Raw genomic sequence first — 23,000 nt, forward strand, 5'->3', positions numbered from 1 at the left:
GCGACCGGGTGGGATGGTGTTGTCGGGATTTCGAGGTGGGCGGGCGCGCTGGTCGTGCGGGTCGGCGCGGGTTCGGGGTTGGCCAGGCCGGGGTGGGCCGCGACCGCGGTGGCCAGGCGGCGCTGGGCGGTGACGGCATCGTGGGCGAGGGCGGTGGCGAGGGAGCCGCCGTGGGCCAGCGGGGCGAGCGACCACCAGTCGCCGCTGGCGGCGGTGGCCGGGTCGGGACCCCAGACCAGCAGCTCGGTGGCCAGCACCCGATGGCCGGCGAGGTAGGCGGCGCTGGCGGTGAGCGTGGGGTCGCCGATGTCGATGCGCTGGCGGAGCAGGGGCATGCCGGCCCGCACGACCTCGACGGTGCTGTCCAGACTGCCCGGAGACTCGCCGACCCGGCCGAGCACGAGCACTTCTCGACAACGAAGTCGAGCGGCGTCGGCAAGATTCGCCGTAAAGAGTGAACTGTGCGCGGCACGGGCGGTGACGACGGTGGGTTCGGGAAGGAAAACGACCGTGCCGCCGACATCGATGTCGAAATGAATCGAGGTCCGGCTCCGCTCACCATGGATGCCGGGCAGCGCGAGCGTGGCGGCAATGCCGCAGAGATGCAGCACTGCTCCAGCGCCGACGCGCACCTCGAGCGCGAGGTCGTCCCCGCCGAGCGGCGCGGTGGCGGAGCTCACGAGATGAACCACCGCGGCCCCGCCCCCGCCACGCCGCTGCGGCACCAGCGTCACCGGCGCAACCGAGCGGAGCTCGGACAGCACATTGCGACCGTCACGCAGCTCCACCCCGAGCCGGGCCCTCGCCCGCATCACGCCGTCAACCCACGGCCAGTTGCTTGCGGACCCAGTCGGCCACCTCGGGGGCGTCGGGGGTGCGGGTGAGGGACTGGGTGATCACGGGCAGGCGGTGGTTGCGCATGCGGTGGGCGTCGGAGGTCATGACGTCCAGGTCGGCGCCGACGAGCTCGGCGAGGTCGATCTTGTTGATGACGAGGAGGTCGGCGGTGGTCACGCCGGGGCCGCCCTTGCGGGGGACCTTGTCGCCGCCGGCCACGTCGACGACGAAGACCTGGCGGTCGACGAGGCCGCGGCTGAAGGTGGCGGTGAGGTTGTCGCCGCCGCTCTCGATGATCACGAGGTCGAGGCCGGGGAAGCGCTGTTCGAGGGTCTCGACGGCGTCGAGGTTGGCGCTGATGTCGTCCCGGATGGCGGTGTGCGGGCAGCAGCCGGTCTGCACGGCCTCGATGCGGGCGGGGTCGAGCACGCCGGCCCGGCGGAGGAAGTCGGCGTCCTCGGTGGTGTAGATGTCGTTGGTGACGACGGCCAGCTCGATCTCGTCGCCGAGGGCCCGGCAGAGGGCGGCGGTGAGGGCGGTCTTGCCGCTGCCGACGGGACCGCCGATGCCGATACGGACGGCACGGCCGGCGGTGGACGGCTGCTCATGGTGGTCGTGCACGGTGAACGTGGGGTCGAACGAGATCGGGTGCTCGTGGTCAGCTGACAAAGAGACGCACCTCCTGCTGGTGGATCCGGGCATGGGAGTCGGCGAACAGGTCCAGGGCGGGCGCGCCGAGCATGGGAAGGCCTTTGACCGCCTCGTCGACCACGGCGGCGAGATCCAAACGGGCCACGATGGCGTTGACACAGAAGGGATCCAGCCCGAGCAGCCGTACGGCGGCGCTGGCCGGACCGCTGACCGACAAATAGGCAGCGCACTCGGCGGCCTCACGGGGAGTGCCGCCGGCGACGTGAACCAGCGCTCCGATGGCAATGGCTTGGTGGGGCTGGGAAAGCGAGTTCAGCAGAGGGGACGGCCACGCCACACGACCGGCTCGAAGAGTGCTCTTGCCCTGGGCGCGGGAGGCAGCGCGCTGGGCGGGCGAAGGAGTGCGAGCGTCCAGCTCAACGTCCAAAGTGGACCATGAGTCGTCGACGGCAGCGGCGGCGAAGGCGGCCGACACCAGGCCATTGGTGCGCAGCCTGCCGTCCAAAAAGGACGCCAGGGAGGGCTCGTCGGTGATCAGGCCGCGGGCGGCGGCCTCCTCGACGCCGCCGGAGTGGGCGTGCCCGCCGCCCGGGAAGCGGGAATCGGCGAGCACCAGCAGCACGGTCGACATCAGAACAGGAAATAGCGTTGCGACATGGGCAGTTCCGTCACCGGATGGGGCTCGACGAGCTCGCCGTCGACATGCACGGCGAAGCTGTCGGGATCGACGGTGACACGGGGCAGCGTGTCGTTCAGGACCATGTCGGCCTTGCCGCGGCGGCGGGTGTCGGCGACCGGGAGCAATGGCCGTGAGAGCCCCAACTTCGATGCCAGGTCGTCGTCGATGGCCGCCTGGGAAACGAAGTGCACGCTACTCGCGGCGGCAACCCGTGGCGCGGCGCCGAACATCGGCCGGGCCAGCACGGGCTGCGGGGTCGGGATGGAGGCGTTGGCGTCGCCCATCGCCGCCCACGCCGCGAAGCCGCCCTTGAGCACCATGTGCGGCCGCACGCCGAAGAACTTGGGCTCCCACAACACGAGGTCGGCCAGCTTGCCGACCTCCACCGACCCGACCTCGTGGTCGATGCCGTGGGCGATGGCCGGGTTGATCGTGTACTTGGCCACATAGCGCTGGGCCCGCTCGTTGTCCGCTTTGTAGTTTCCTCCTGGGGAAACACCTCGCCGTGACTTCATCACATGCGCGGTCTGCCAGGTCCGGATGATCACCTCGCCGATGCGGCCCATGGCCTGCGAATCAGAGCTGATCATCGAGATGGCCCCGATGTCGTGCAGCAGGTCCTCGGCGGCGATGGTGGTCGGCCGGATCCGGCTCTCGGCGAAGGCCAGGTCCTCGGGCACCGACGGGTTCAGGTGGTGGCAGACCACCAGCATGTCCAGGTGCTCGTCCAGGGTGTTCACGGTGTGCGGCCGGGTCGGATTGGTCGACGACGGCAGCACGTTGGGCTCGCCGACCACCTTGATGATGTCCGGCGCGTGCCCGCCGCCGGCCCCCTCGGTGTGGTAGGCGTTGATCGACCGCCCGCCGATCGCGTCCACAGTGGACTCGACGAAGCCGGCCTCGTTCAGGGTGTCGGTGTGGATGGCCACCTGCACGCCGGAGGCGTCGGCCACCCGCAGCGCCGAGTCGATGACGGCCGGCGTGGTGCCCCAGTCCTCGTGCAGCTTGAAACCGCCGGCCCCGCCGCGAAGCTGCTCCCAGAGCCCTTCCTCGCTGACGGTGTTTCCCTTGCCCAGCAACAGGACGTTGACGGGCTGGTAGTCCATCGAGGCCAGCATCCTTGCCAGGTTCCAGGATCCGGGCGTGACGGTGGTGGCCTTGGTGCCCTCGGCCGGCCCGGTGCCGCCGCCGATCAGCGTGGTCAGCCCGGCCGCCAGGGCCTGGTCGACCAGCTGCGGGCAGATGAAGTGCACGTGGCAGTCGATGCCGCCGGCGGTGAGGATCTTGCCGTTGCCGGCCACGATCTCCGTCGACGGGCCGATCACCAGCGCCGGGTCGACGCCGTCCATGGTGTCCGGGTTGCCGGCCTTGCCGATGCCGACGATCCGGCCGTCGCGGATGCCGACGTCGGCCTTGACCACGCCCCAGTGGTCCAGCACGACCGCGCCGGTGATCACCACGTCCGGCGCGCCCTCGGCCCGGGTGGCCATGCCCTGGCCCATGGACTCGCGGATCACCTTGCCGCCGCCGAAGACGACCTCGTCCCCGGAGCCCGCGCCCCTGCTGCGGTCCTCGGTCACCTGGATGAACAGGTTGGTGTCGGCCAACCGGATCCGGTCGCCGGCGGTCGGCCCGAACAGCTCGGCATACCGGCGGCGGTCGATGCTCGTCACAGTGCCCCCGACCATTCCTTGCGCAGCCCCGGAACCACCCGGTTGCCGGCGATCGGCACCAGCGTCACCTCGCGCTCCACCCCGGGCTCGAACCGGACCGACGTGCCGGCCGGCACGTCCAAACGCTTGCCCCAGGCGGCTTTCCGGTCGAACTCCAGCCCGGGGTTGACGGCCGCGAAGTGGTAGTGCGAGCCGACCTGCACCGGCCGGTCGGCGGCGTTGACCACGGTCAGCACGGTGCGCTCCCGCCCCGGGTTCAGCTCCACCGGCTCGTCGCCGGGAATGATCTCGCCTGGAATCATCGCCACCCTCACGCGATCGGGTCATGCACGGTGACCAGCTTGGTGCCGTCCGGAAAGGTCGCCTCCACCTGCACCGAGTCCAGCATCTCGGGCACGCCCGGCTGGACCTGGTCGCGGCGCAGCACCTGGCGGCCGCTGGCCATCAGCGCCGAGACCGACTCGCCGTCGCGGGCGCCCTCCAGCACGTGGTCGGTGATCAGCGCGACCGACTCGGGGTAGTTGAGCAGCACGCCCCGGTCCAGCCGGCGACGGGCCACGTCCGCGGCCACGTGCACCAGCAGCTTGTCCCGTTCGTGCGGCGTCAGGTGCATGGCAGAGATCTAACACGGGGTGACCGCCGGATGGCGATGGCAACATGATGTTTACCAGCGATTGCCGATCGGCCGCCGCGGGTGCAGGGTTGCGCCATGGAGGACGGATTCCGGCCGGGGCTCGAGGGCGTGGTCGCGTTTCGCACCGAGATCGCCGAGCCCGATCGTGACGGCGGCGCGCTGCGCTATCGCGGAGTGGACATCGAGGATCTAGCCGGACGGGTGACGTTCGGCAACGTGTGGGCGCTGCTGGTGGACGGCCGGTTCGGGCCGGGGCTGCCGCCGGCCGAGCCGTTCCCGATCCCGGTGCACACCGGGGACGTGCGGGTCGACGTGCAGGCCGCGCTGGCCATGCTCGCGCCGATCTGGGGTTATCAGCCGCTGCTGGACATCACCGACGAGCAGGCCCGCGACCAGCTGGCCCGGGCCTCGGTGATGGCCCTGTCCTACGTGGCCCAGTCGGCCCGCGGCATCGGCCGGGCCGCGGTGTCGCAGCGGCGTATCGACGAGTGCCGGACGATCACCGAGCGCTTCATGACCCGCTGGCGCGCCGAGCCCGATCCCGCCCACATCAAGGCCGTCGACGCCTACTTCGTGTCGGCCGCCGAGCACGGCATGAACGCCTCGACCTTCACCGCACGGGTGATCGCCTCCACCGGAGCCGACGTCGCCGCCTCCATGTCCGGGGCCATCGGCGCCATGTCCGGCCCGCTGCACGGCGGCGCGCCCGCGCGGGTGCTGCCGATGATCGAGGAGGTCGAACGGGTCGGCGACGCGCGCGCCGTCGTGGCCGGCATCCTCGACCGGGGCGAGCGGCTCATGGGCTTCGGGCACCGCGTCTATCGGGCCGAGGACCCCCGGGCCCGGGTCCTGCGCCGCACCTGCCACGAGCTCGGCGCCGCCCGTTTCGAGGTCGCCAACGCCCTGGAGCAGGCCGCCCTGGCCGAGCTGCGGGAACGCCGCCCCGACCGGGCCATCGAGACCAACGTCGAGTTCTGGGCCGCGGTGATCCTCGACTTCGCCGAGGTCCCGCCGCACATGATGCCGGCGATGTTCACCTGCGCCCGCACCGCCGGCTGGTGCGCGCACATCCTGGAGCAGAAGCGCACCGGACGCCTCGTGCGCCCCTCCGCCTCGTACATCGGCCCCGGCCCCCGCAAGCCGGACGAGGTCGAGGGCTGGGACTCCATCGCCCACGGCTGACCCCCGCCATTTTTCGTTACCTGAGTGGCTCAGGTGGCCCCAAACGGAAAGCGAGCCACTCAGGTAACGGAAGGGGAGTGGGCCGATCGAGTGAACGGGGGTTCGGGAACCACTCTGTGAGGTGGCGTTTGGACGCGCTCTCACCCGCTAGCCTCCGGGAATGCGGGACGCAGGGGCCAGGGCCGCCGAGGCGGCGGAGGCCGAGCGGCTGGCCGCGCTGATCCCGCGGGAGCGGGCGCAGTACCTGGTCGAGGCCGCGGAGGGGTGGGCGGCGGCCGGCCGGACGGACCGGGCGGGCGAGCTGTTCGAGGCGGCGATCGCCGACGGGGGCCACGTGGTCGGGGACGCCCGCACGTACTACGCGGGGTTCCTGTTCGACACGGGGCGACCCGACCAGGCACTGAGCACGCTGGCCGACCTCAAACGCTCGCGGCCCACCGACCCGTTCGCCTACGTCTGCGCCGGCGAGGTCCTGGAGGAGGCGGCCGACCTGGACGGGGCGCTGTCCTGGTTCACCACGGGTCTGGCGTTCTACCAGAACTTCGACACCGCGGACGTGGTCGACGACGCGACACTGATGCAGCTGCTGTCCAGCCGCCAGCGGGTGCGCCGGCTGCTGGAGCTGCCGCCGGACAGCTGGGACGACATCGCGTCCACGGCACAGGCGGTGTTGCTGGCCGACCTGACCGATCCGTGACTACGGTGTGGCGCAGAACACCCGGCCGTCACGTGACGGACACCGATTTGCAACACTGAGCCCTTCCCGGCAACGGCGCCGGCCCCCTTTGCCCTTGCTGACACGTCCGGAGGCGCCGGCATGACGCAGACCGCAGACCCCGCCACCCTCATCCTGCCCGCCGAGCTGCGTCCGTCCGACGGCCGCTTCGGCTGCGGCCCGTCCAAGGTCCGCCCGGAGCAGCTGGCCAAGCTGGCGGCCGATGGCGCGGCGTTCATGGGCACCTCGCACCGGCAGAAGCCGGTGAAGTCGCTGGTCGGCCGGGTCCGCGCGGGCCTGCGCGAGCTGTTCTCGCTGCCCGAGGGCTACGAGGTCGTGCTCGGCAACGGCGGCACCACCGCCTTCTGGGACGCCGCGGCGTTCGGCCTGGTGCGGGAGCGGGCGCAGCACTTCACCTACGGGGAGTTCTCCTCGAAGTTCGCGACCGTCACCAAGGGCGCGCCCTTCCTCAAGGACCCGGTCGTGGTGAAGGCGGAGCCGGGTGACGCCCCGGAGATCGCGTTCGCCGCCGGCGAGGGCGTCGACCTGGTCGGCTGGGCCCACAACGAGACCTCGACCGGCGTGGCGGTGCCGGTGATCCGCCCGGCCGGCTCGCAGGGCGCGCTGGTCGCCATCGACGCCACCTCGGGCGCGGGCGGCCTGCCGGTCAAGGCCGAGGACTTCGACGTCTACTACTTCGCGCCGCAGAAGTCGTTCGCCTCGGACGGCGGCCTGTGGCTGGCCCTGATGAGCCCGGCGGCGCTGGAGCGGGTCGCCGAGATCGGCGCCTCGGACCGCTGGGTGCCGGAGTTCCTGTCGCTGACCACGGCCCTGGACAACTCGACCAAGGACCAGACCTACAACACCCCGGCGGTGGCCACGCTGTTCCTGCTGGCCGACCAGATCGAGTGGATGCTGGGCAACGGCGGTCTGGAGTGGACCACGGCCCGCACCGCCGACTCCTCGCAGCGGCTGTACTCCTGGGCCGAGGCGACCGAGTACACGACTCCGTACGTGGCGAACCCGGCCAACCGCTCCCAGGTCGTGGGCACGATCAACTTCTCGGACGACGTGGACGCGGCGACCGTGGCCAAGGTGCTGCGGGCCAACGGGGTCGTGGACGTGGAGCCGTACCGGAAGCTGGGCAAGAACCAGTTGCGGGTGGCCATGTTCCCGGCGATCGAGCCGGACGACGTGACCGCGCTGACCAAGTGCGTGGAGTGGGTCGTCGGTCAACTGTGATCTTTCGGTTCACGGTCCGTAGTGGTGAACCTGATCGCCTCGCCATGCGTCCTAGCTAGTAAATCCGGCAGGATCGTGGTCGGATGTCGATAGACTCGGCGCGCCTGCGGCGTCAAGTAGGCGCGCCGAACTATCGTTGGCGAGTGGCGAGGTGACAGATCGGGGAGGCCGTGATGCGAGCGCTGCGAGTCGTCGGGCTCGACGACGACGGCACATCTGTCATCTGCGAAGACCCCGTTCGCGGTGAGCGCTACACCATTCCCTGCGACGAGCGGCTGCGCGCCGCCGCGCGGGGCGACGTCGCCCGCCTCGGCCAGATCGCGGCGGAGACCGACGTCCAGATGCGTCCCCGCGAGATCCAGGCCCGCATCCGCGCCGGTGAGTCGGTGGAGCAGGTCGCCGCGGCGGCCGGCATGCCCACGCACCGTATCGAGCGGTTCGCCTACCCCGTGCTGCTGGAGCGCTCCCGCACCGCCGAGCTGGCCCAGCGCGCCCACCCGATCCGCGAGGACGGGCCGGACGTGCAGACCCTGGGCGAGGTCATCGCGCACTCCTTCGGCCTGCGCGGCCAGGACTACGCGTCGGTGAACTGGGACTCCTGGCGCGGCGAGGACGGCAAGTGGATCATCCAGCTGCACTGGCAGGCCGGTAGGTCGGAGAACCGGGCGCACTGGGCGTTCCACCCGGGCGCGCACGGCGGCACCGTCTCGCCCATCGACGACCACGCCATCGACCTGCTGGACCCGTCCCCGAACCGGCCGCTGCGCACCGTGCGGCCGGTGACGGAGCTGGCCCGGCAGGCGCTGGAGCTGGAGCCCCAGGCCCCCGCGCCGACGCCGGCACCGGCACCGGCCCAGGCCGTGACGCCGCCGCCGGTGGCGCCCGAGCCGACGACCGCCCCGGAGCCGGCCCCGGTCGTGCCCGAGCCGGAGACGGCCCGGGTCGAGCCGACCGTGCCGGTTCAGCCGCCGGCCCCCGCGATCACCGATCCGGAGCCGGTGGAGGAGCCGCCGGCCGCGCAGGCCCCCGAGCCGGCGAAGCCGGAGGCCCAGCCGGCCGCCCGCAAGGCGGAGGCGCCGCCGCGTCGGGGCAAGAAGAACCACCCGATCGTGCCGTCCTGGGAGGACGTGCTGCTCGGGGTGCGCTCGCAGCGTTAGGTCCCGCGCTGGGCCACCGTGCTGAACGGTGCCCTCGCAAGCTCGGTCACAGCCCCACCTCGCTGGCGCTCGGCGTGCCTGCGACCCAAGGTCACTGTGTTGAACGGTGCCCTCGCAAGCTCGGTCACAGGTTTTCGAAGGCCTGCCAGTCCAGGCCTTCGCGCTCGCACCAGTCCTCCGCCTCCTGGCGGGTCAGCGGCTTGGCGTCGATCGGACGGTCGGCGCCGAGCCGCGTCCAGCCGTCCGGGGCCAGGACGTAGAGCTGGCGCTGCTTGCGGGCCAGCAGCCGTCCCTCGGGGAACGCCATCGTCGGCTCCGTACGCAGGTAGTGCACGGACTCGGGTCGCGTCATGGGTGCATCATGCGCCGGATTCGCGCGCCCCGACACCCATGGCCCACGCCCCGCCGTCCGGTGTGACCTGCGGCTTCGCCCTTGACCTCGAGTGCGCTGGAGCCCGCAGGCTCGTGTCGCCGCCCGGAAATTCGGATGTTGTTGTCAGAGGGGCCTCGTATGGTCGAGGTGAAACTCGAAGGGGGATTGTCGAATGAGTGACGACGGAGCCCAGTCCGTCACCCACCGCTCATCCTTCGCCACGCTGCGCAGGCTGTGGCCCTATGTGCGTCCGGTGCGTCTGGATCTGTACGCCTCCCTCGCGGCGGCGTTGGTCGCGATGCTGGCCGGACTGTCGATTCCGTTGGTGATCCAGCAGATCATCGACGGCCCGGTGGCCCGACACGAGCTGTCGCAGCTGCCCTGGCTGGTGACCGTGGTGCTGATTCTCGGCGTGGTCGAGGCCCTGCTGTTCTACGCGCGACGGCGGCTGAACGTGCGGCCCAGCACCACAGTCGAGATGCGGCTGCGGGAAGACCTGTACCACCACCTGCAACGGCTGCCGGTGGCCTTCCACGACAAGTGGCAGTCGGGCCAGCTGCTGTCCCGCGCCGTGAACGACCTGAGCACGCTGCGCCGGTTCATCGCCTTCGCGGCGGTGTTCCTGGTGGTCAACAGCACCGTGCTGGTGGTGGGTGTGGGCGTGCTGCTCACGCTGTCGCCGCTGCTGGGGCTGATCGTGATCGCCTGCGGCGCGCCGCTGATCGTGCTGTCGTACCTGTTCGAGACCAAGTACAAGATCTACGCCCGGCGGGCCCAGGACCTCCAGGGCGACCTGGCCAGCACCGTGGAGGAATCGGTGCTGGGCATTCGCGTGCTCAAGGCGTTCGGCCGGGGCCGCGACATGACGAAGTCGTTCGTCGCGCAGGCCAAGACCCTGCGCGGCGCGGAGCTGAGCAAGGTGCGGGTGATGGCGGCGCTGTGGGCGGTGCTGATCAGCCTGCCCGAGCTGGCGATCGCCGGCGAGCTCGCGGTCGGCGGCGTCGGCATCGCCGACGGCACGCTCTCGGCCGGCACGCTGATCGCGGCGATCACCGTGAGCACCTTCCTGCGCTGGCCGTTCGACTCGATCGGCTGGCTGCTGGCCGAGACCAACATGGCCGCATCGGCGTGCGACCGGTACTGGGAGGTCCGGGATGAGATCAACACGATTGTCGAGCCTGAGCATCCTCGGGACCTTCCGGCACAGGTCCACGGACACCTGGTATTCGAGGATGTCCACTTCGCCTACGACGGCGGCACGCGCGAGGTTCTCCAGGGCGTCGACCTCGACGTCCGTCCCGGCGAGACGGTGGCGCTTGTCGGCAGCACCGGCTCGGGCAAGACGGCGCTGACCGCGCTGGTGGCGCGGCTGGCCGACGTCACCGGCGGCCGGGTCACCGTCGACGGCGTCGACGTGCGCGACCTCAGGCTGGACGACCTGCGGCGAGTGGTGGCGACGGCGTTCGAGGAGCCGGTGCTGTTCTCGGCCTCCGTAAGGGAGAACGTGGCGCTGGGCGCTCCGGGCGCGTCCGACGAGGACGTGCACGAGGCGTTGCGGGTGGCGCAGGCCGAGGAGTTCGTGTCGAACCTGCCGTGGGGCATCGCGACCCGCGTCGGCGAGCAGGGTCTGTCGCTGTCCGGCGGCCAGCGGCAGCGGCTGGCGCTGGCCCGGGCCGTGGTCGGCAGGCCGGCGGTGCTGGTGCTGGACGACCCACTGTCCGCTTTGGACGTTCACACCGAGGGCGAGGTGGAGAGGGCGCTGCGCCGCGTGCTGCACGATGTGACGGCGCTGGTGGTGGCCCACCGGCCCAGCACGGTGCAGCTGGCCGACCGGGTGGCGATGCTGGTCGACGGCCGGATCGCCGCCGTGGGCACGCATTCCGAGCTGTTGGCCAGCAACGCCGAGTACCGGCGACTGCTGTCCACAATGGACGAAGACGAGGACGAGGAGGTGGCGGTCTGATGAGCGCGCCGATCACTGCGAATCCGACCGCTACCGACTGGCGCGGCGTCGCCGCGGAGGACATCGAGGACGTCGGCAAGGTCGTGACGGCCAAGCTACAGGCGCGGTCGCGCCGGCTGCTGGTGTCGTTGCTGCGGCCACGCAAGTGGTCCGTGGCCCTGGCCCTGGTGTTCGTGGTGCTGGAGAACGGCGCCCAGCTGGCCGGCCCGCTGCTGGTCGCGGCGGCGATCGACCGCGGCGTGACCGGCGTGGTCACCGGCCAGCCGGCCACCCTGGTCTGGTGCGTGCTCGGCTATGCCGCGTGCGGCTTGGCCAGCGCCGGCGCCAAGTTCGGGTTCGTGCGGCTGTCCGGCCGGGTCGGCCAGGACCTGCTGCTCGACCTGCGGCACCGGGTTTTCCGCCACGTGCAACGGCTTTCCCTGTCGTTCCACGAGTCCTACACCTCGGGCAAGATCATCTCGCGGCTGTCCTCCGATGTGGAGTCGATCGACGACCTGCTCGACATGGGCCTGGACGGGCTGCTCAGCTCGCTGTTCACCGTGGTCGGCATCGCGGTCACGATGCTGGTCCTGGACCTGCGGCTGGCCCTGGTGGTGCTGGCCGGCTTCATCCCGGTGCTGATCGTGGCCCGCTGGTTCCGGCGCGCCTCGCACAAGGCCTACCGGGCCACGACTTCGGCCGTGGCCAAGGTGATCGTGCAGTTCGTGGAGACCATGAACGGGATCCGCGCGGTGCAGGCCTACCGCCGGCACGGGCGCAACGAGGACATCCTGCACGAGGTCAACGTCGAGTACCGGGACGCCAACAACCGGGCCTTCAAGGTGATGGCCCGGTTCACCGCCACGGTGCGGCTGGTCGGCAACGTGACCATGGCCGTGGTGCTGGCCTGGGGTGCGCTGCGGGTCGTCGACGGCAGCCTGCAACTGGGCGTGCTGGCGGCGTTCGCGCTGTACCTTCGGCGCTTCTACGACCCGCTGGACGATCTGGCGATGTTCGCCAACTCCTACTCGGCCGCGGTCGCGGCGCTGGAGAAGATCTCCGGCGTGCTGGAGGAGGAGCCGTCGGTGGCCGAGCCGGCGCAGCCCAGGCCGCTGCCCCGGGAGGGCCGGCGCGGCGACATCCGGTTCGACCGGGTGGAGTTCCGCTACCGCCCGGACACGCCGGTGGTGCTGCCGGAGTTCGACCTGCACGTGCCGGCCGGGCAGACCATCGCGGTGGTCGGCGCGACCGGCGCCGGCAAGTCGACGCTGGCCAAGCTGGTGGCCCGGTTCTACGACCCGTCGGCCGGCACGGTGGCGCTGGACGGCGTCGACCTGCGGGACGTGGCCGACGTCGACCTGCGGTCGGCGGTGACCATGGTGACGCAGGAGAACTTCCTGTTCGCCGGGTCGGTCGCGGACAACATCGCCATGGGCCGGCCGGACGCCACGCGGGAGGACGTGCGGCGGGCCGCCGCCGCGGTCGGGGCGCACGAGTTCATCAGCGCCCTGCCCGAGGGCTACGACACCGACGTCCGCAAGCGCGGCGGCCGGCTGTCGGCGGGCCAGCGCCAGCTGGTGGCGTTCGCCCGGGCGCTGCTGGCCGACCCGTCGGTGCTGGTGCTCGACGAGGCCACGTCCAGCCTGGACGTGCCGACCGAGCGGGCGGTGCAGGCGGCCCTGGAGACCGTGCTGGCCGAGCGCACCGCCGTGATCATCGCGCACCGCCTGTCCACCGTGCTGATCGCCGACCGCGTGCTGGTGGTCGACGGCGGCCGGATCGTCGAGGACGGCTCCCCCGCCGACCTGATCCACCAACACGGCCGGTTCGCCCGCCTCCACGAGGCCTGGCTGGATTCCCTGGCCTGACCACCCCGGCGAGTCCCGCCGTCGAGCGGGACTCGCCGGGTCAGGCGGTGACGGGGCCCAGGAGGCTGAGCAGCAGGGCGATCCAGGCCAGGCCGAGGCCGCTGGCCACGCCCAACGCGACCCAGCGCCAGACCGGGACGTCGCGGGCCAGCCAGACCGAGGGCGACAGGCCGCCGATGATCACCACGTTGGCGATGACCGCCAGCCACAGGCTGGCCTGGGCCAGCGCCAACGACAGCGAGGTCACCGCGATCACGATCATCAGGGCCACCACGACCGTCACGGTGAGCCCGGTGGCCCACGGCGTCGGCTCCCGCGCCGGGAAGTCCTCCTCGTGCTCCTCCTCCACCGGCGGCGTCGGGGCGATCGCCGGCTCGACCTCGTACACGTCGCCGGTGACCGGGTCGGCGTAGTCGATGGGCAGCCCCAGCTCGGTGGCCAGCCGGCCGGCCAGCTGGCGGCCCCGCCGGGTGACCAGGTCGCCGGCGGTGCCGCCGACCGGCTCGCGGTCGTTGGGCACGAGCGCGTGCGCGACCTCGGCCCACTCGTGCAGGGCGGAGGTCAGCTCGGCCGGCAGCGCGAGGGACCGGGGGTCGACCTCCCGCATCTGGGCGCCGTCGTGGCCGACCAGCACGGCACGGCCGCATCGGGCGTGAAGCTGCACGGAAGTCCCCTCCGACCGGTCGGCGTCTGCCTGCTCGACGGTACTCACGACACCCCCAGCGCGTGAAACGCCACCGCGCCCGCGGTGGCGACATTCAGGGAATCCACACCATCGGCCATCGGGATCTTCACGGCCACGTCGGCCGCCTCGATGGCCTCATCGGTCAGGCCGGGCCCCTCCGACCCCAGCAGCAGGGCCACCTTCTCTCCCGCCAGCTTGCATTCCCGCAGGTCGACGGCGTCGGCCCGAGGTGTCAGGGCGACGACGGTGAAGCCGTTGTCCCGCAACAGGTCCAGGCCGCGCGGCCACGGCCGCAGGTCGGCGAACGGAATCCGCAGCACATGCCCCATGGACACCCGCACGCTGCGCCGGTACAGCGGATCCGAGCAGCCGGCCCCGAGCAGCACGCCGTCCACGCTGAGCGCGGCGGCGTTGCGGAACAGGGCGCCGAGGTTCTCGTGGTCGCCGACGCCCTCCAGCACGGCCAGCATCCGGGCGTCCCGCATCAGCGCCACCGGATCCGGCTGCGGGGCGCGGTCGGCCGCCGCCAGCACGCCGCGATTCAGGTGAAATCCGACAACCTCGGCCATCACCTCGGCCGACACCGCGTAGGCGGGGCCGTCGAAATCACCCAGTTCGGGGACGAGCTCCTCGATCCGACGGGGGATGCCGAGCAGGCCGCGCAGCGGATAGGGCGAGTCCAGCAACCGGCGCACGACGATGACGCCCTCGGCGATCACCAGGCCGCGCCCGCCGGGCCGGTCCGGCCGCCGGTCGGCGGTGGTCAGGTCGCGGAAGTCGTCCAGCCTGGCGTCGGCGGGGTCGTCGATCTCGATCACCTGCGGCACGAACGCAGTCTCTCACTGTTCGCCCATACCATGTTTCGGCCTTGCCAGGAGTGGTAATCCCAGGGCTTCTACCAGCGCATTCTCACCGGAAGTTATGCCAATGTGACAGAGTGCACCGTTTTGGCCGATGGGCAGGCCAAACCCGTTGTGTCACGGTGGGCATTCGCTTCAGGCGCCCGAGGATCCGGGCAGACCGAAGTGGGAGGCGGCATGGGCAAGGACGTGTCCGACCGAACATTCAGTCGGGAGGACCGCCAGCGTTACCGCGAGAAGGTGCAGCGCTGTCTGGACGCGTTGGCCAGAATGCTCACGGATGACGTGTTCTCGTTCCCCCAACAGCAGATGGGGCTGGAGATCGAGCTGAACCTGGTCGACGAGAAGCTGCGACCGGCGATGACGAACTCCGTGGTGCTGGAGAAGATCGATGATCCCTCCTTCACCACCGAACTCAGCCAGCACAACCTGGAGATCAACGTGCCACCCCGGCCGCTGGCCGGCAACGAGGCGGTTGACCTGGAACGCGAGCTGCGCCAGACCTTCGACAACGCCGACGCCAAGGCGAAGGACGCGGGGGCGGCGATCGTGCTGATCGGGGTGCTGCCGACGCTGCGGCGGGAGCACTTCGATCCGCGCTGGCTGACCAGCAATCGGCGCTACACGGTGCTCAACGACGAGATCTTCGCCGCCCGCGGCGAGGAGATGGTGCTGCACATGGAGGGTTCGCCGATGCCGGGCGGCGAGCCGGAACGCCTGCGCAGCTACGCGGAATCCATTCTGCCGGAGGCGGCCTGCACCTCGGTGCAGCTGCATCTGCAGGTGCAGCCGGACCATTTCGCCGCGCACTGGAACGCGGCGCAGTGCCTGGCCGGCGTGCAGGTGGCGCTGGCCGCGAACTCGCCTTTCCTGCTGGGCAAGGCTTTGTGGCACGAGACCCGGATTCCGCTGTTCCAGCAGGCCACCGACACCCGGCCGCAGGAGTTGCAGAACCAGGGCGTGCGGCCGCGGGTCTGGTTCGGCGAGCGCTGGATCACCTCGATCTTCGACCTGTTCGAGGAGAACGTGCGCTACTTCCAGGGCCTGCTGCCGGTGATCGACGACGAGGACCCGATCGCCGAGCTGGCCGCCGGCCGCGCGCCGCAGCTGTCGGAACTGCGGCTGCACAACGGAACCGTGTGGCGGTGGAACCGCCCGGTGTACGACCTGGTCGACGGCGTGCCGCACCTGCGCGTGGAGAACAGGGTGCTGCCGGCCGGGCCGACCATTGTGGACATTCTGGCCAACGCCGCGTTCTTCTACGGCGCGCAGCGGGCGCTGGCCACCCAGGAACGTCCACTGTGGACGCAGATGTCGTTCCAGGCGGCCGAGGAGAACCTCTACTCGGGCGCGCGGCACGGCATGGGCGCCCAGCTGTACTGGCCCGGCATCGGCTGGGTGCCGCCGGACGAGCTCGTGCTACGGCGGCTGCTGCCGATGGCCCACGAGGGCCTGCGGGAGCTGGGCGTCTCCGACGCCGCCCGCGAGCGCTATCTCGGCATCATCGAGCAGCGCTGCGTGGCCCGGCGGACCGGCTCGTCCTGGCAGCGGGAGACCGTCGCGCAGCTGGAGCAGCGCGGGGCCGACCGCGAGGCGGCGCTGATCGGCATGCTGCGCCGGTACGTCGACCTGATGCACGCCGGCAACCCGGTGCACACCTGGCCGGTCTGGTAGTCAAGAGAGACCATCGTCCTAGTTGCCACTATCTGGCAATTGCTAGATAGTGGCAGCTATGGCCCAGTACGTACTGCCCGACCTCGACTACGACTACGGCGCGCTCGAGCCGGCGATCATCGGCGAGATCAACGAGCTGCACCACGGCAAGCACCACGCCGCCTACGTCAAGGGCGCCAACGACACGATCGAGCAGATCGACGAGGCGCGGGACAAGGGCGCGTTCGGCTCCATCGTCGGGCTGGAGACCACGCTCGCCTTCCACCTGGCCGGCCACGCCCTGCACCAGGTGTGGTGGAAGAACCTGAGCCCGAACGGCGGCGACAAGCCGACCGGCGAGCTGGCGGCGGCGGTGGACGAGTTCTTCGGCTCGTTCGACGGCCTGCGCGCCCAGCTCAACGCGGCCGCCAGCACCATCCAGGGCTCCGGCTGGGGCATCCTGGCCTGGGAGCCGGTGGGCCGGCGGCTGATCACCCAGCAGCTCAAGGACCACCACTCGAACCTGTCGATCGCCACCACGCCGCTGCTGGCCTTCGACATCTGGGAGCACGCGTACTACTTGCAGTACCGCAACCTCAAGGCCGACTACATCAACGCGCTGTGGAACGTCGTGAACTGGACCGACGTCAACGAGCGCTTCGAGGCGGCCCGAGCCGGCCGGAACGGCCTTCAGCTCACCCCCTGAACCCGGCAGTGGATGCTCCGACAAGCCGAGCTGCCCGGAAAAACCGAGGCCCCGTCGTCCGCGACGGGGCCTCGGTCCGTGCTCACGCCGTGTAGGCCTGCACCGACGTGGTGAGCTTGCCGAGCAGCCCACGCAGGGCCTCGAACTCGGCCATCTCCAGGCCCATCGCCGTGCCGATGACCGGCGGCACGGACAGCGCCCGGTCGCGCAGCGCCACGCCCTCCTCGGTCAGGGCCACGGCCACCGACCGCTCGTCGTCGGCGCGGCGGGTGCGGCGCACGAGGCCGTTCGCCTCCAGCCGCTTGAGCAGCGGCGACAGCGTGCCGTAGTCCAGCTGGAGGGCATTGCCGACGTCCTTGACCGGGACGGTGCCGTGCTCCCAGAGCACCAGCAGCACCAGGTACTGCGGATAGGTCAGCCCCAGTTCGTCCAGCAGCGGCCGGTAGAGGGCGGTGACCGCACGGCTCGCCGCGTACAGCGAGAAGCACAGCTGGTCCCTCAGCAGCAACGGGTTGTCCGTGTCGTCCATGCCACAATCATAACTTGCCAACTTAAGTTGTGCACGATCTAAACGTGTCCTAGTGTTATCGACATCAGGCCAGGAGCCCAGCAAGCCACAGGAGGAAGCCATGAGCATCGTTCTCGAGCCGGCCGCCCAGGAGCTCGCCGACGCCACCGCCAAGCCGCCGTACCTGTTCGAACTGGGCCCGGCCGAGGGCCGCAAGGTGGTCGACGGCCTCCAGGCCGGCCCGGTCGACCAGCCCGAGGTGGACATCGAGGAGCTCACCGTCGAGGGCGTGCCGGCGCGCATCACCCGGCCCGTCGGCGCGACCGGCCCGCTGCCGGTGGTCGTCTACATCCACGGCGCCGGCTGGGTGTTCGGCGACGTGCAGACGCACGACCGCCTGGTGCGGGAGCTGACCGCCAAGACCGGCGCCGCGATCGTGTTCCCCGACTACAGCCGCTCGCCCGAGGCCCGCTACCCCGTGGCCATCAACCAGAACTACGCCGTGGCCAAGTGGGTCTTCGAGCACGGCGCCGAGCACGACCTGGACGCCACCCGCGTGGCCGTGGCCGGCGACTCGGTCGGCGGCAACATGACCGCCGCGCTGACGCTCATGGCCAAGCAGCGGGGCGAGTTCAGCTTCAAGCAGCAGGTGCTGTTCTACCCGGTGACCGACGCCTCGTTCGACACCGAGTCGTACCACCAGTTCGCCGAGGGCTACTACCTGCGCCGCGACGCCATGCAGTGGTTCTGGGACCAGTACACGACCGACGAGGCCCAGCGGGCCGAGATCACCGCCTCGCCGCTGCGCGCGACGATCGAGCAGCTGCGCGACCTGCCGCCGGCCCTGGTGATCACCGACGAGGCAGACGTGCTGCGGGACGAGGGCGAGGCCTACGCCGCCAAGCTGCGTGAGGCCGGCGTGCCCGTCACCGCCGTGCGCTACACCGGCGTGATCCACGACTTCGTGATGCTCAACGCGCTGCGCGACACCCACGCCGCCGAGGCCGCGATCGACCAGGCCGCCGACTTCCTCGCCCGTGCCCTGGCCTGACGTGCGAGAAGGCCCCGGGTCTGCCGGACCCGGGGCCTTCTCTGTTCCCGAACTGACTGCCGCTCCCACCACGAAGCGGTTGAGATTAGGTTAGCCTTACCTTCGCTCCGGGTCAACCCTCCTGACCCGGCCGAGTGCCACCAGCTCCACCACGATCACGATCGCCAGGGCCTCCACCGCCAGCAGCCCGAGCAGCACGACCAGCTGCAACGCCCCCGCCAGCCACACCGGCGAGCCGCCGAGCAGCATGCCGACAAAAGCACCCGGAAGGGTGACCAGGCCGACCGTGCGGGTCTGGTCCAGCGCCGGCAGCAAGGCATCCGCCGCCGGCTTGCGCACCAGCTCCCGGATCGCCACCGGCTCGGTGAAGCCCAGCGCCAGCGCCGCCTCGTACTCCCCGTGCCGCTGCTTGAGCGTGTCCAGCACCCGGCGCACCGACAGGGTCGTCGCCGTCATGCCGCCGCCGATCAGGATCCCGCCCATCGGCACCAGCGCGATCCCCGTCACCGGCAGCAGCCCCGTGCCCAGCAGCAGCGCCAGCGCCGGGATCACCCCCGCCACGATCGCCAGCCCCACCCAGGCCCCGCGCCAGCCCACCCTCGTCCGCGCCGCCGACGTCGCCGTCGCCACCACGGCCATCAGCAGCAGGAACGCCCCGGTCAGCCCCAGCGAGGCCAGCACCGCCGTGATCACCGCGGACACGACCGCCAGCTGAAGCACCGCCCTCAACGCGGCGAAGACCACCGGCCAGGGCGGCATCAACCGCCCCGCCCACACCACGAACGCCGCCGCCGCCGTGAACACGACGCAGACGACCACCAGCGGCAGCCACCCCACCGATCCCGAGATCACCGCCCCATCTTGAGTTTGGAAGGGGACCTTCCTCCACTCGGAGTGGAGGAAGGTCCCCTTCCCAACGTCAGGCGGCCTCGGGGACGGTGCGGCGGCGGAGCAGGGAGCGGAGGCTGATGTCGGCGCGGCGCATGAGGATCAGGCCGCAGGCCGCCGTGGCGACCACGGACACGATGCCGCCGGCGATGAACGGGGCGCGGCCGCCGAAGGCGTCGGCCAGCCAGCCGGTCAGGGGACCGCCGATGGGGTTGCCGCCCAGGAAGACAAGCATGTACAGGCCCATCACCCGGCCCCGCATCTGCGGGGTCACCGACAGCTGCACAGTGCTGTTGGCGGTGGTGGTGAAGGTCATCAGGGCCATGCCGATGGGGATCAGCATCAGCCCGAAGGCCAGGTACGACGGCATCACGCCGAGGATGATCTCCAGCACGCCGAACACGAGCCCGCCGATGAACAGCATGCGCAGCCGGGGCCGGCCGCGGGTGCTGCGCCGGGCGGCCAGGGTGGCGCCGGACAGGGTGCCGACGGCGAGCATGGTGGACAGCAGGCCGTAGCCGTCGGCGTCCTGGTGGAAGACGTTGGCGGCGGCGACCGCGAGCGTGGTGAAGAAGGTCATGCCGAAGGTGCTGACCAGGAACACGAGCACCATCAGCATCACCAGGTCGGGCCGTCCGCGCACGTAGCGCAGGCCTTCCAGCAGCTGGCCCCGCTCGCGTGGTGCCGGCGTGCCCCGGTGCAGCCGGGACGCGTCCATCAGCGCCAGACCGGTGAGCACGGCGGCGAAGCTGACGAAGTTGCCGAGGAACACCCAGCCGGTGCCAATCAGCGTGATCAGCACGCCGGCGATGGCCGGCCCGACGATCCGGGCCAGGTTGAAGGTCATCGAGTTCAGCGCGACGGCGTTGGTGACCTGGGCCTTGCCGACCATCTCGACCACGAACGACTGGCGCACCGGCGTCTCGACCGCGGAGAAGCAGCCCAGCACGAAGCAGAAGACGTACACCTGCCACAGCTGCGCGACGCCGGTGACGTCCAGCAGGCCCAGGCCGAGGGCGCAGATGCCCATCGCGGCCTGCAACAGCATCAGCAGCCGCCGCTTGTCCATCCGGTCGGCGAGCACGCCGGCCCACAGCGACAGGAACAGCGTGGGTAAGAACTGGAGGGCGGCGGCGATGCCCAGGGCGATCGGGTCCTTGCCGGACAGCTCCAGGACCAGCCAGTCCTGGGCCACCCGCTGCATCCAGGTGCCGATAAGCGAGACGATCTGCCCGCCGGCGAAGAGTCGGTAGTTGCGCTCACGCAGCGAACCGAACATTCCGGTCGTGCGCGGGGTTGCCGAGGTGTGCTTCTGCTCTGTTCCGGTGCTCCCCGCGTATGCCGGCACTCGTCCGCCGCCCCCTTTACTGGCCCGCCATCCGGTCGATGATCTCGGCCGCGTGCGCGAGCAGTTCGCGTTCCGAGTCGTCCAATTCCGCCAGCCGCGAGTCCAGCCAGGCTTCCCTGGCCGACACCTCGGCCCGCAGATAGGCGGAGCCCTGGTCGGTGAGCTCGACGATGGCCTGCCGGCCGTCGGTGGGGTGCGGGCGCCGGGACACGAAGCCGTAGTCCTCGAGCGCCGAGATCACCCTGGTCATCGACGGCGGCTGGACACCCTCCTTGGCGGCCAGCTCGCCCGGGGTCAGCGGCCCGCACTTGCGCAGCGCGGACAGGGCCGACACCTGGGTCAGCGTGACCGAGGAGTTGGTGCGTTGGGCCCGCAGCCGACGGTTGAGCCGCACGACGGCCAGCCGCAACCGGCTGGCCAGCGCTGGCTCGTTCGACTCGGGTTCCGCCATGTAGTTAGCATACCTCACTAACTACCGGCCAGGGCCGACTCGATCGGCCCGACCGCGAAATACGCGACGAAGGCCACAGCCACCACCCACATCAGCGGGTGCACCTTGCGGCCGCCGCCGGTGGCCACGGCCAGCAGCACGTAGCTGATGAAGCCGGCACCGATGCCGTTGGCGATGGAGTACGTGAACGGCATCACCACGATGGTCAGGAAGGCCGGCAGCGCGATCCGGAAGTCGGTGAAGTCGATGCCGCTGGCCTGCCGGATCATCAGCGCGCCGACGATCACCAGCGCCGGCGCGGCCGCCTCCACCGGCACCACCTGGTACAGCGGCGTGAGGAACATCGCCAGCAGGAACAGCACGCCGGTGACGATGTTGGCCAGGCCGGTGCGGGCCCCCTCGGCGATGCCCGAGGCCGACTCCACGAACACCGTGTTCGAGCTGGCCGAGCCGAAGCCGCCGGCCGCGCCGGCCAGGCCCTCCACGAACAGCGCCCGGCCCACCTTGGGCAGCTGGCCGTCCTCCCGCAGCAGGCCGGCCTCCTTGCCCAGGCCGGTCATCGTGCCCATGGCGTCGAAGAAGTCGGCCAGCACCAGCGTGAACACCAGCAGCAGCACGGTGATCGCCGGCAGCCGGGTCCACGCGCCGAACGAGACGTGGCCGACCAGCGAGAGATCGGGCAGGCCGAAGACCTGCTGCGGCAGCGCCGGGTAGCCCAGGTCCCAGCCCAGCGGGTTGGTGCCGTTGGACGGGCCGGCGTGGAAGATCGCCTCCACCACGATGGCCAGCACCGTCGAGGACAGCACGCCGATCAGGATCGCGCCGCGGACCTTGCGGGCCACCAGGATGCCGGTCAGCACCAGGCCGATCACGAACACGAACGTCGGCCAGGACGCGATCGAGCCGTTGATGCCCAGGCCCACCGGCACGGTGGTGTGGGCGGCGTCCGGCAGCCGGCGCACGAAGCCGGCGTCGACCAGGCCGATCAGCGCGATGAACAGGCCGATGCCGACCGCGATGGCCGACTTCAGCGCGGCCGGCACCGCGTTGAACACCGCCGTGCGGAAGCCGGTGAACACCAGCAGCACGATGATCAGGCCCTCGACCACGACCAGACCCATCGCCTCGGGCCAGGTCACCTGCGGGGCGATGGTCACCGCCACCAGGCTGTTCAGGCCGAGGCCGGTGGCCAGCGCGAACGGGTAGTTGGCCAGCAGGCCCATCAGGATGGTCATCACGCCCGCGACCAGCGCGGTGACCGCCGCCACCTGCGGCACCGACAGGATGTTGCCCAGCACGTCCTTGTGCGCGCCCGGGTCGCTCGCCGAGAAGCTGCCGATGATCAGCGGATTGAGCACCACGATGTAGGCCATCGCGACGAACGTGACCACCCCGCCGCGGACTTCCCGCCCGATCGACGAGTCCCGTTCGCTGATCTTGAAGAACCGGTCCAGCGCTGCTGCCCTCATGGCGCGGTAGCCTGCCTGACGTGGCCGAGATGTCCAAAGAGGAGCACGGTAACGACCTGGTTACCGGCCCCACCCCGCCGCCGCTGCCGCGGTCCCTGACCGATCCGGTGCCGGTGGTGGTCGTCGGCACCCTCGCCTTCCTCGTGGCGTTCGTCGTGATGCTCCTGGCCGGCGCCCCGCCCCTGTGGACCTGGTCCTGCCTCGCCGGCTTCGGCCTGGGCTTTCTCGGCTACGGCGTGTTCCGCTGGCAGCGCTCCGCCGCCCGCCGGGGCTCCCGCACCGCCCAGGAGGGCCTGCTGTAGACAGGCGCGATTTCGACGGTTTCGAGCCGCCCCGGCTCCGCGATCACCTCGTACCCGCAACCCGGCCATCGCGAACCTCGATGGCCAGCACGGGCCCGCAGCTGCCCGTTCGGCGCGACTGACCAG

Annotated in this window: 23 protein-coding genes and 1 pseudogene; 10 read left to right on the forward strand and 14 right to left on the reverse strand. The window is 70.9% G+C overall.

Features of this window, described 5'->3' with window-relative positions:
• Positions 1-89 precede the first annotated feature (89 nt).
• The 6 genes and pseudogenes from ACIG5F_RS22400 to ACIG5F_RS22425 all read right to left on the reverse strand — a co-directional run.
• Positions 90-812: pseudogene (locus ACIG5F_RS22400) on the reverse strand (urease accessory protein UreD); the annotation flags it as partial.
• Between the two features lie 7 nt (positions 813-819).
• The gene (ureG, locus tag ACIG5F_RS22405) at positions 820-1,506 is read right to left on the reverse strand and encodes an urease accessory protein UreG (RefSeq protein ID WP_396520328.1); all 687 of its coding nucleotides are present in this window, start codon (positions 1,504-1,506) and stop codon (positions 820-822) included.
• Entirely contained in the window at positions 1,496-2,119 is a 624-nt protein-coding gene (locus ACIG5F_RS22410; protein ID WP_396520330.1) for an urease accessory protein UreF, read from the reverse strand. The genes ureG and ACIG5F_RS22410 overlap by 11 nt, the downstream gene beginning before the upstream one ends.
• The gene (locus ACIG5F_RS22415) at positions 2,119-3,840 is read right to left on the reverse strand and encodes an urease subunit alpha (RefSeq protein ID WP_396520332.1); all 1,722 of its coding nucleotides are present in this window, start codon (positions 3,838-3,840) and stop codon (positions 2,119-2,121) included. The genes ACIG5F_RS22410 and ACIG5F_RS22415 overlap by 1 nt, the downstream gene beginning before the upstream one ends.
• On the reverse strand, positions 3,837-4,142 hold the full coding sequence (locus ACIG5F_RS22420) for an urease subunit beta (protein WP_396520664.1): 306 nt from the start codon (positions 4,140-4,142) through the stop codon (positions 3,837-3,839). The genes ACIG5F_RS22415 and ACIG5F_RS22420 overlap by 4 nt, the downstream gene beginning before the upstream one ends.
• Before the next feature lie 8 nt (positions 4,143-4,150).
• Complete coding sequence (locus ACIG5F_RS22425) at positions 4,151-4,453, reverse strand: urease subunit gamma (protein ID WP_396520334.1); 303 nt, start codon at positions 4,451-4,453, stop codon at positions 4,151-4,153.
• A gap of 96 nt (positions 4,454-4,549) precedes the next feature.
• Between ACIG5F_RS22425 and ACIG5F_RS22430 the strand changes: the two genes are divergently transcribed.
• The 4 genes from ACIG5F_RS22430 to sepH all read left to right on the forward strand — a co-directional run bounded on the left by ACIG5F_RS22430 (position 4,550) and on the right by sepH (position 8,770).
• Positions 4,550-5,656, forward strand: coding sequence for a citrate synthase 2 (locus ACIG5F_RS22430; protein ID WP_396520336.1), 1,107 nt, complete (start codon positions 4,550-4,552; stop codon positions 5,654-5,656).
• A gap of 160 nt (positions 5,657-5,816) precedes the next feature.
• A complete protein-coding gene (locus ACIG5F_RS22435; RefSeq protein ID WP_396520338.1) occupies positions 5,817-6,353 on the forward strand; it encodes a tetratricopeptide repeat protein in 537 nt (178 codons plus the stop codon).
• 120 nt (positions 6,354-6,473) lie between these two features.
• Positions 6,474-7,613, forward strand: a complete 1,140-nt coding sequence (gene serC / locus ACIG5F_RS22440) for a phosphoserine transaminase (protein WP_396520340.1) — start codon at positions 6,474-6,476, stop codon at positions 7,611-7,613.
• A gap of 173 nt (positions 7,614-7,786) precedes the next feature.
• Positions 7,787-8,770, forward strand: a complete 984-nt coding sequence (gene sepH, locus ACIG5F_RS22445; RefSeq protein ID WP_396520342.1) for a septation protein SepH — start codon at positions 7,787-7,789, stop codon at positions 8,768-8,770.
• Between the two features lie 124 nt (positions 8,771-8,894).
• On the opposite strand, the gene ACIG5F_RS22450 is transcribed toward sepH, so the two are convergent.
• Positions 8,895-9,122 carry a hypothetical protein gene (locus ACIG5F_RS22450; protein WP_396520344.1) on the reverse strand — a complete coding sequence of 76 codons (228 nt, stop codon included), beginning with the start codon at positions 9,120-9,122 and terminating at the stop codon, positions 8,895-8,897.
• Positions 9,123-9,315: 193 nt separating this feature from the next.
• Here ACIG5F_RS22450 and ACIG5F_RS22455 point away from each other — a divergent pair, with 193 nt between their 5' ends.
• Together ACIG5F_RS22455 and ACIG5F_RS22460 are read left to right on the forward strand one after the other, a co-directional pair.
• Positions 9,316-11,106: an ABC transporter ATP-binding protein gene (locus ACIG5F_RS22455; RefSeq protein WP_396520346.1), complete on the forward strand. Its 1,791-nt coding sequence runs from the start codon at positions 9,316-9,318 to the stop codon at positions 11,104-11,106.
• Positions 11,106-12,953, forward strand: a complete 1,848-nt coding sequence (locus ACIG5F_RS22460) for an ABC transporter ATP-binding protein (RefSeq protein ID WP_396520348.1) — start codon at positions 11,106-11,108, stop codon at positions 12,951-12,953. Before ACIG5F_RS22455 ends, ACIG5F_RS22460 begins: the two co-directional genes overlap by 1 nt.
• A gap of 40 nt (positions 12,954-12,993) precedes the next feature.
• Here ACIG5F_RS22460 and ACIG5F_RS22465 read toward each other — a convergent pair whose 3' ends face one another.
• Both ACIG5F_RS22465 and ACIG5F_RS22470 read right to left on the reverse strand, forming a co-directional pair.
• Positions 12,994-13,617, reverse strand: coding sequence for a DUF2537 domain-containing protein (locus ACIG5F_RS22465; RefSeq protein WP_396520350.1), 624 nt, complete (start codon positions 13,615-13,617; stop codon positions 12,994-12,996).
• 44 nt (positions 13,618-13,661) lie between these two features.
• A complete protein-coding gene (locus ACIG5F_RS22470) occupies positions 13,662-14,465 on the reverse strand; it encodes a TrmH family RNA methyltransferase (protein WP_396520352.1) in 804 nt (267 codons plus the stop codon).
• Between the two features lie 210 nt (positions 14,466-14,675).
• Here ACIG5F_RS22470 and ACIG5F_RS22475 point away from each other — a divergent pair, with 210 nt between their 5' ends.
• Positions 14,676-16,172, forward strand: a complete 1,497-nt coding sequence (locus ACIG5F_RS22475; RefSeq protein WP_396520354.1) for a glutamate-cysteine ligase family protein — start codon at positions 14,676-14,678, stop codon at positions 16,170-16,172.
• Positions 16,173-16,230: 58 nt separating this feature from the next.
• The gene (locus tag ACIG5F_RS22480) at positions 16,231-16,857 is read left to right on the forward strand and encodes a superoxide dismutase (protein WP_396520356.1); all 627 of its coding nucleotides are present in this window, start codon (positions 16,231-16,233) and stop codon (positions 16,855-16,857) included.
• An 82-nt stretch (positions 16,858-16,939) separates the two neighbouring features.
• Here ACIG5F_RS22480 and ACIG5F_RS22485 read toward each other — a convergent pair whose 3' ends face one another.
• Positions 16,940-17,386: a MarR family winged helix-turn-helix transcriptional regulator gene (locus tag ACIG5F_RS22485; protein WP_396520358.1), complete on the reverse strand. Its 447-nt coding sequence runs from the start codon at positions 17,384-17,386 to the stop codon at positions 16,940-16,942.
• 100 nt (positions 17,387-17,486) lie between these two features.
• Between ACIG5F_RS22485 and ACIG5F_RS22490 the strand changes: the two genes are divergently transcribed.
• Positions 17,487-18,416, forward strand: coding sequence for an alpha/beta hydrolase (locus tag ACIG5F_RS22490; protein WP_396520360.1), 930 nt, complete (start codon positions 17,487-17,489; stop codon positions 18,414-18,416).
• A gap of 96 nt (positions 18,417-18,512) precedes the next feature.
• Here ACIG5F_RS22490 and ACIG5F_RS22495 read toward each other — a convergent pair whose 3' ends face one another.
• The 4 genes from ACIG5F_RS22495 to ACIG5F_RS22510 form a co-directional block, all read right to left on the reverse strand.
• Positions 18,513-19,265, reverse strand: a complete 753-nt coding sequence (locus ACIG5F_RS22495; RefSeq protein WP_396520666.1) for an ABC transporter permease — start codon at positions 19,263-19,265, stop codon at positions 18,513-18,515.
• A gap of 70 nt (positions 19,266-19,335) precedes the next feature.
• Positions 19,336-20,583, reverse strand: coding sequence for an MFS transporter (locus tag ACIG5F_RS22500; RefSeq protein WP_396520361.1), 1,248 nt, complete (start codon positions 20,581-20,583; stop codon positions 19,336-19,338).
• 85 nt (positions 20,584-20,668) lie between these two features.
• The gene (locus ACIG5F_RS22505; RefSeq protein WP_396520362.1) at positions 20,669-21,103 is read right to left on the reverse strand and encodes a MarR family winged helix-turn-helix transcriptional regulator; all 435 of its coding nucleotides are present in this window, start codon (positions 21,101-21,103) and stop codon (positions 20,669-20,671) included.
• Positions 21,104-21,120: 17 nt separating this feature from the next.
• A complete protein-coding gene (locus tag ACIG5F_RS22510) occupies positions 21,121-22,572 on the reverse strand; it encodes an NCS2 family permease (protein WP_396520364.1) in 1,452 nt (483 codons plus the stop codon).
• Positions 22,573-22,601: 29 nt separating this feature from the next.
• Here ACIG5F_RS22510 and ACIG5F_RS22515 point away from each other — a divergent pair, with 29 nt between their 5' ends.
• Positions 22,602-22,874 carry a DUF2530 domain-containing protein gene (locus ACIG5F_RS22515; RefSeq protein ID WP_396520668.1) on the forward strand — a complete coding sequence of 91 codons (273 nt, stop codon included), beginning with the start codon at positions 22,602-22,604 and terminating at the stop codon, positions 22,872-22,874.
• The last annotated feature ends 126 nt before the right edge of the window (positions 22,875-23,000 follow it).

The sequence above is a fragment of the Kutzneria sp. NPDC052558 genome, from assembly GCF_044547355.1.
Taxonomy (GTDB): Bacteria; Actinomycetota; Actinomycetes; order Mycobacteriales; family Pseudonocardiaceae; genus Kutzneria.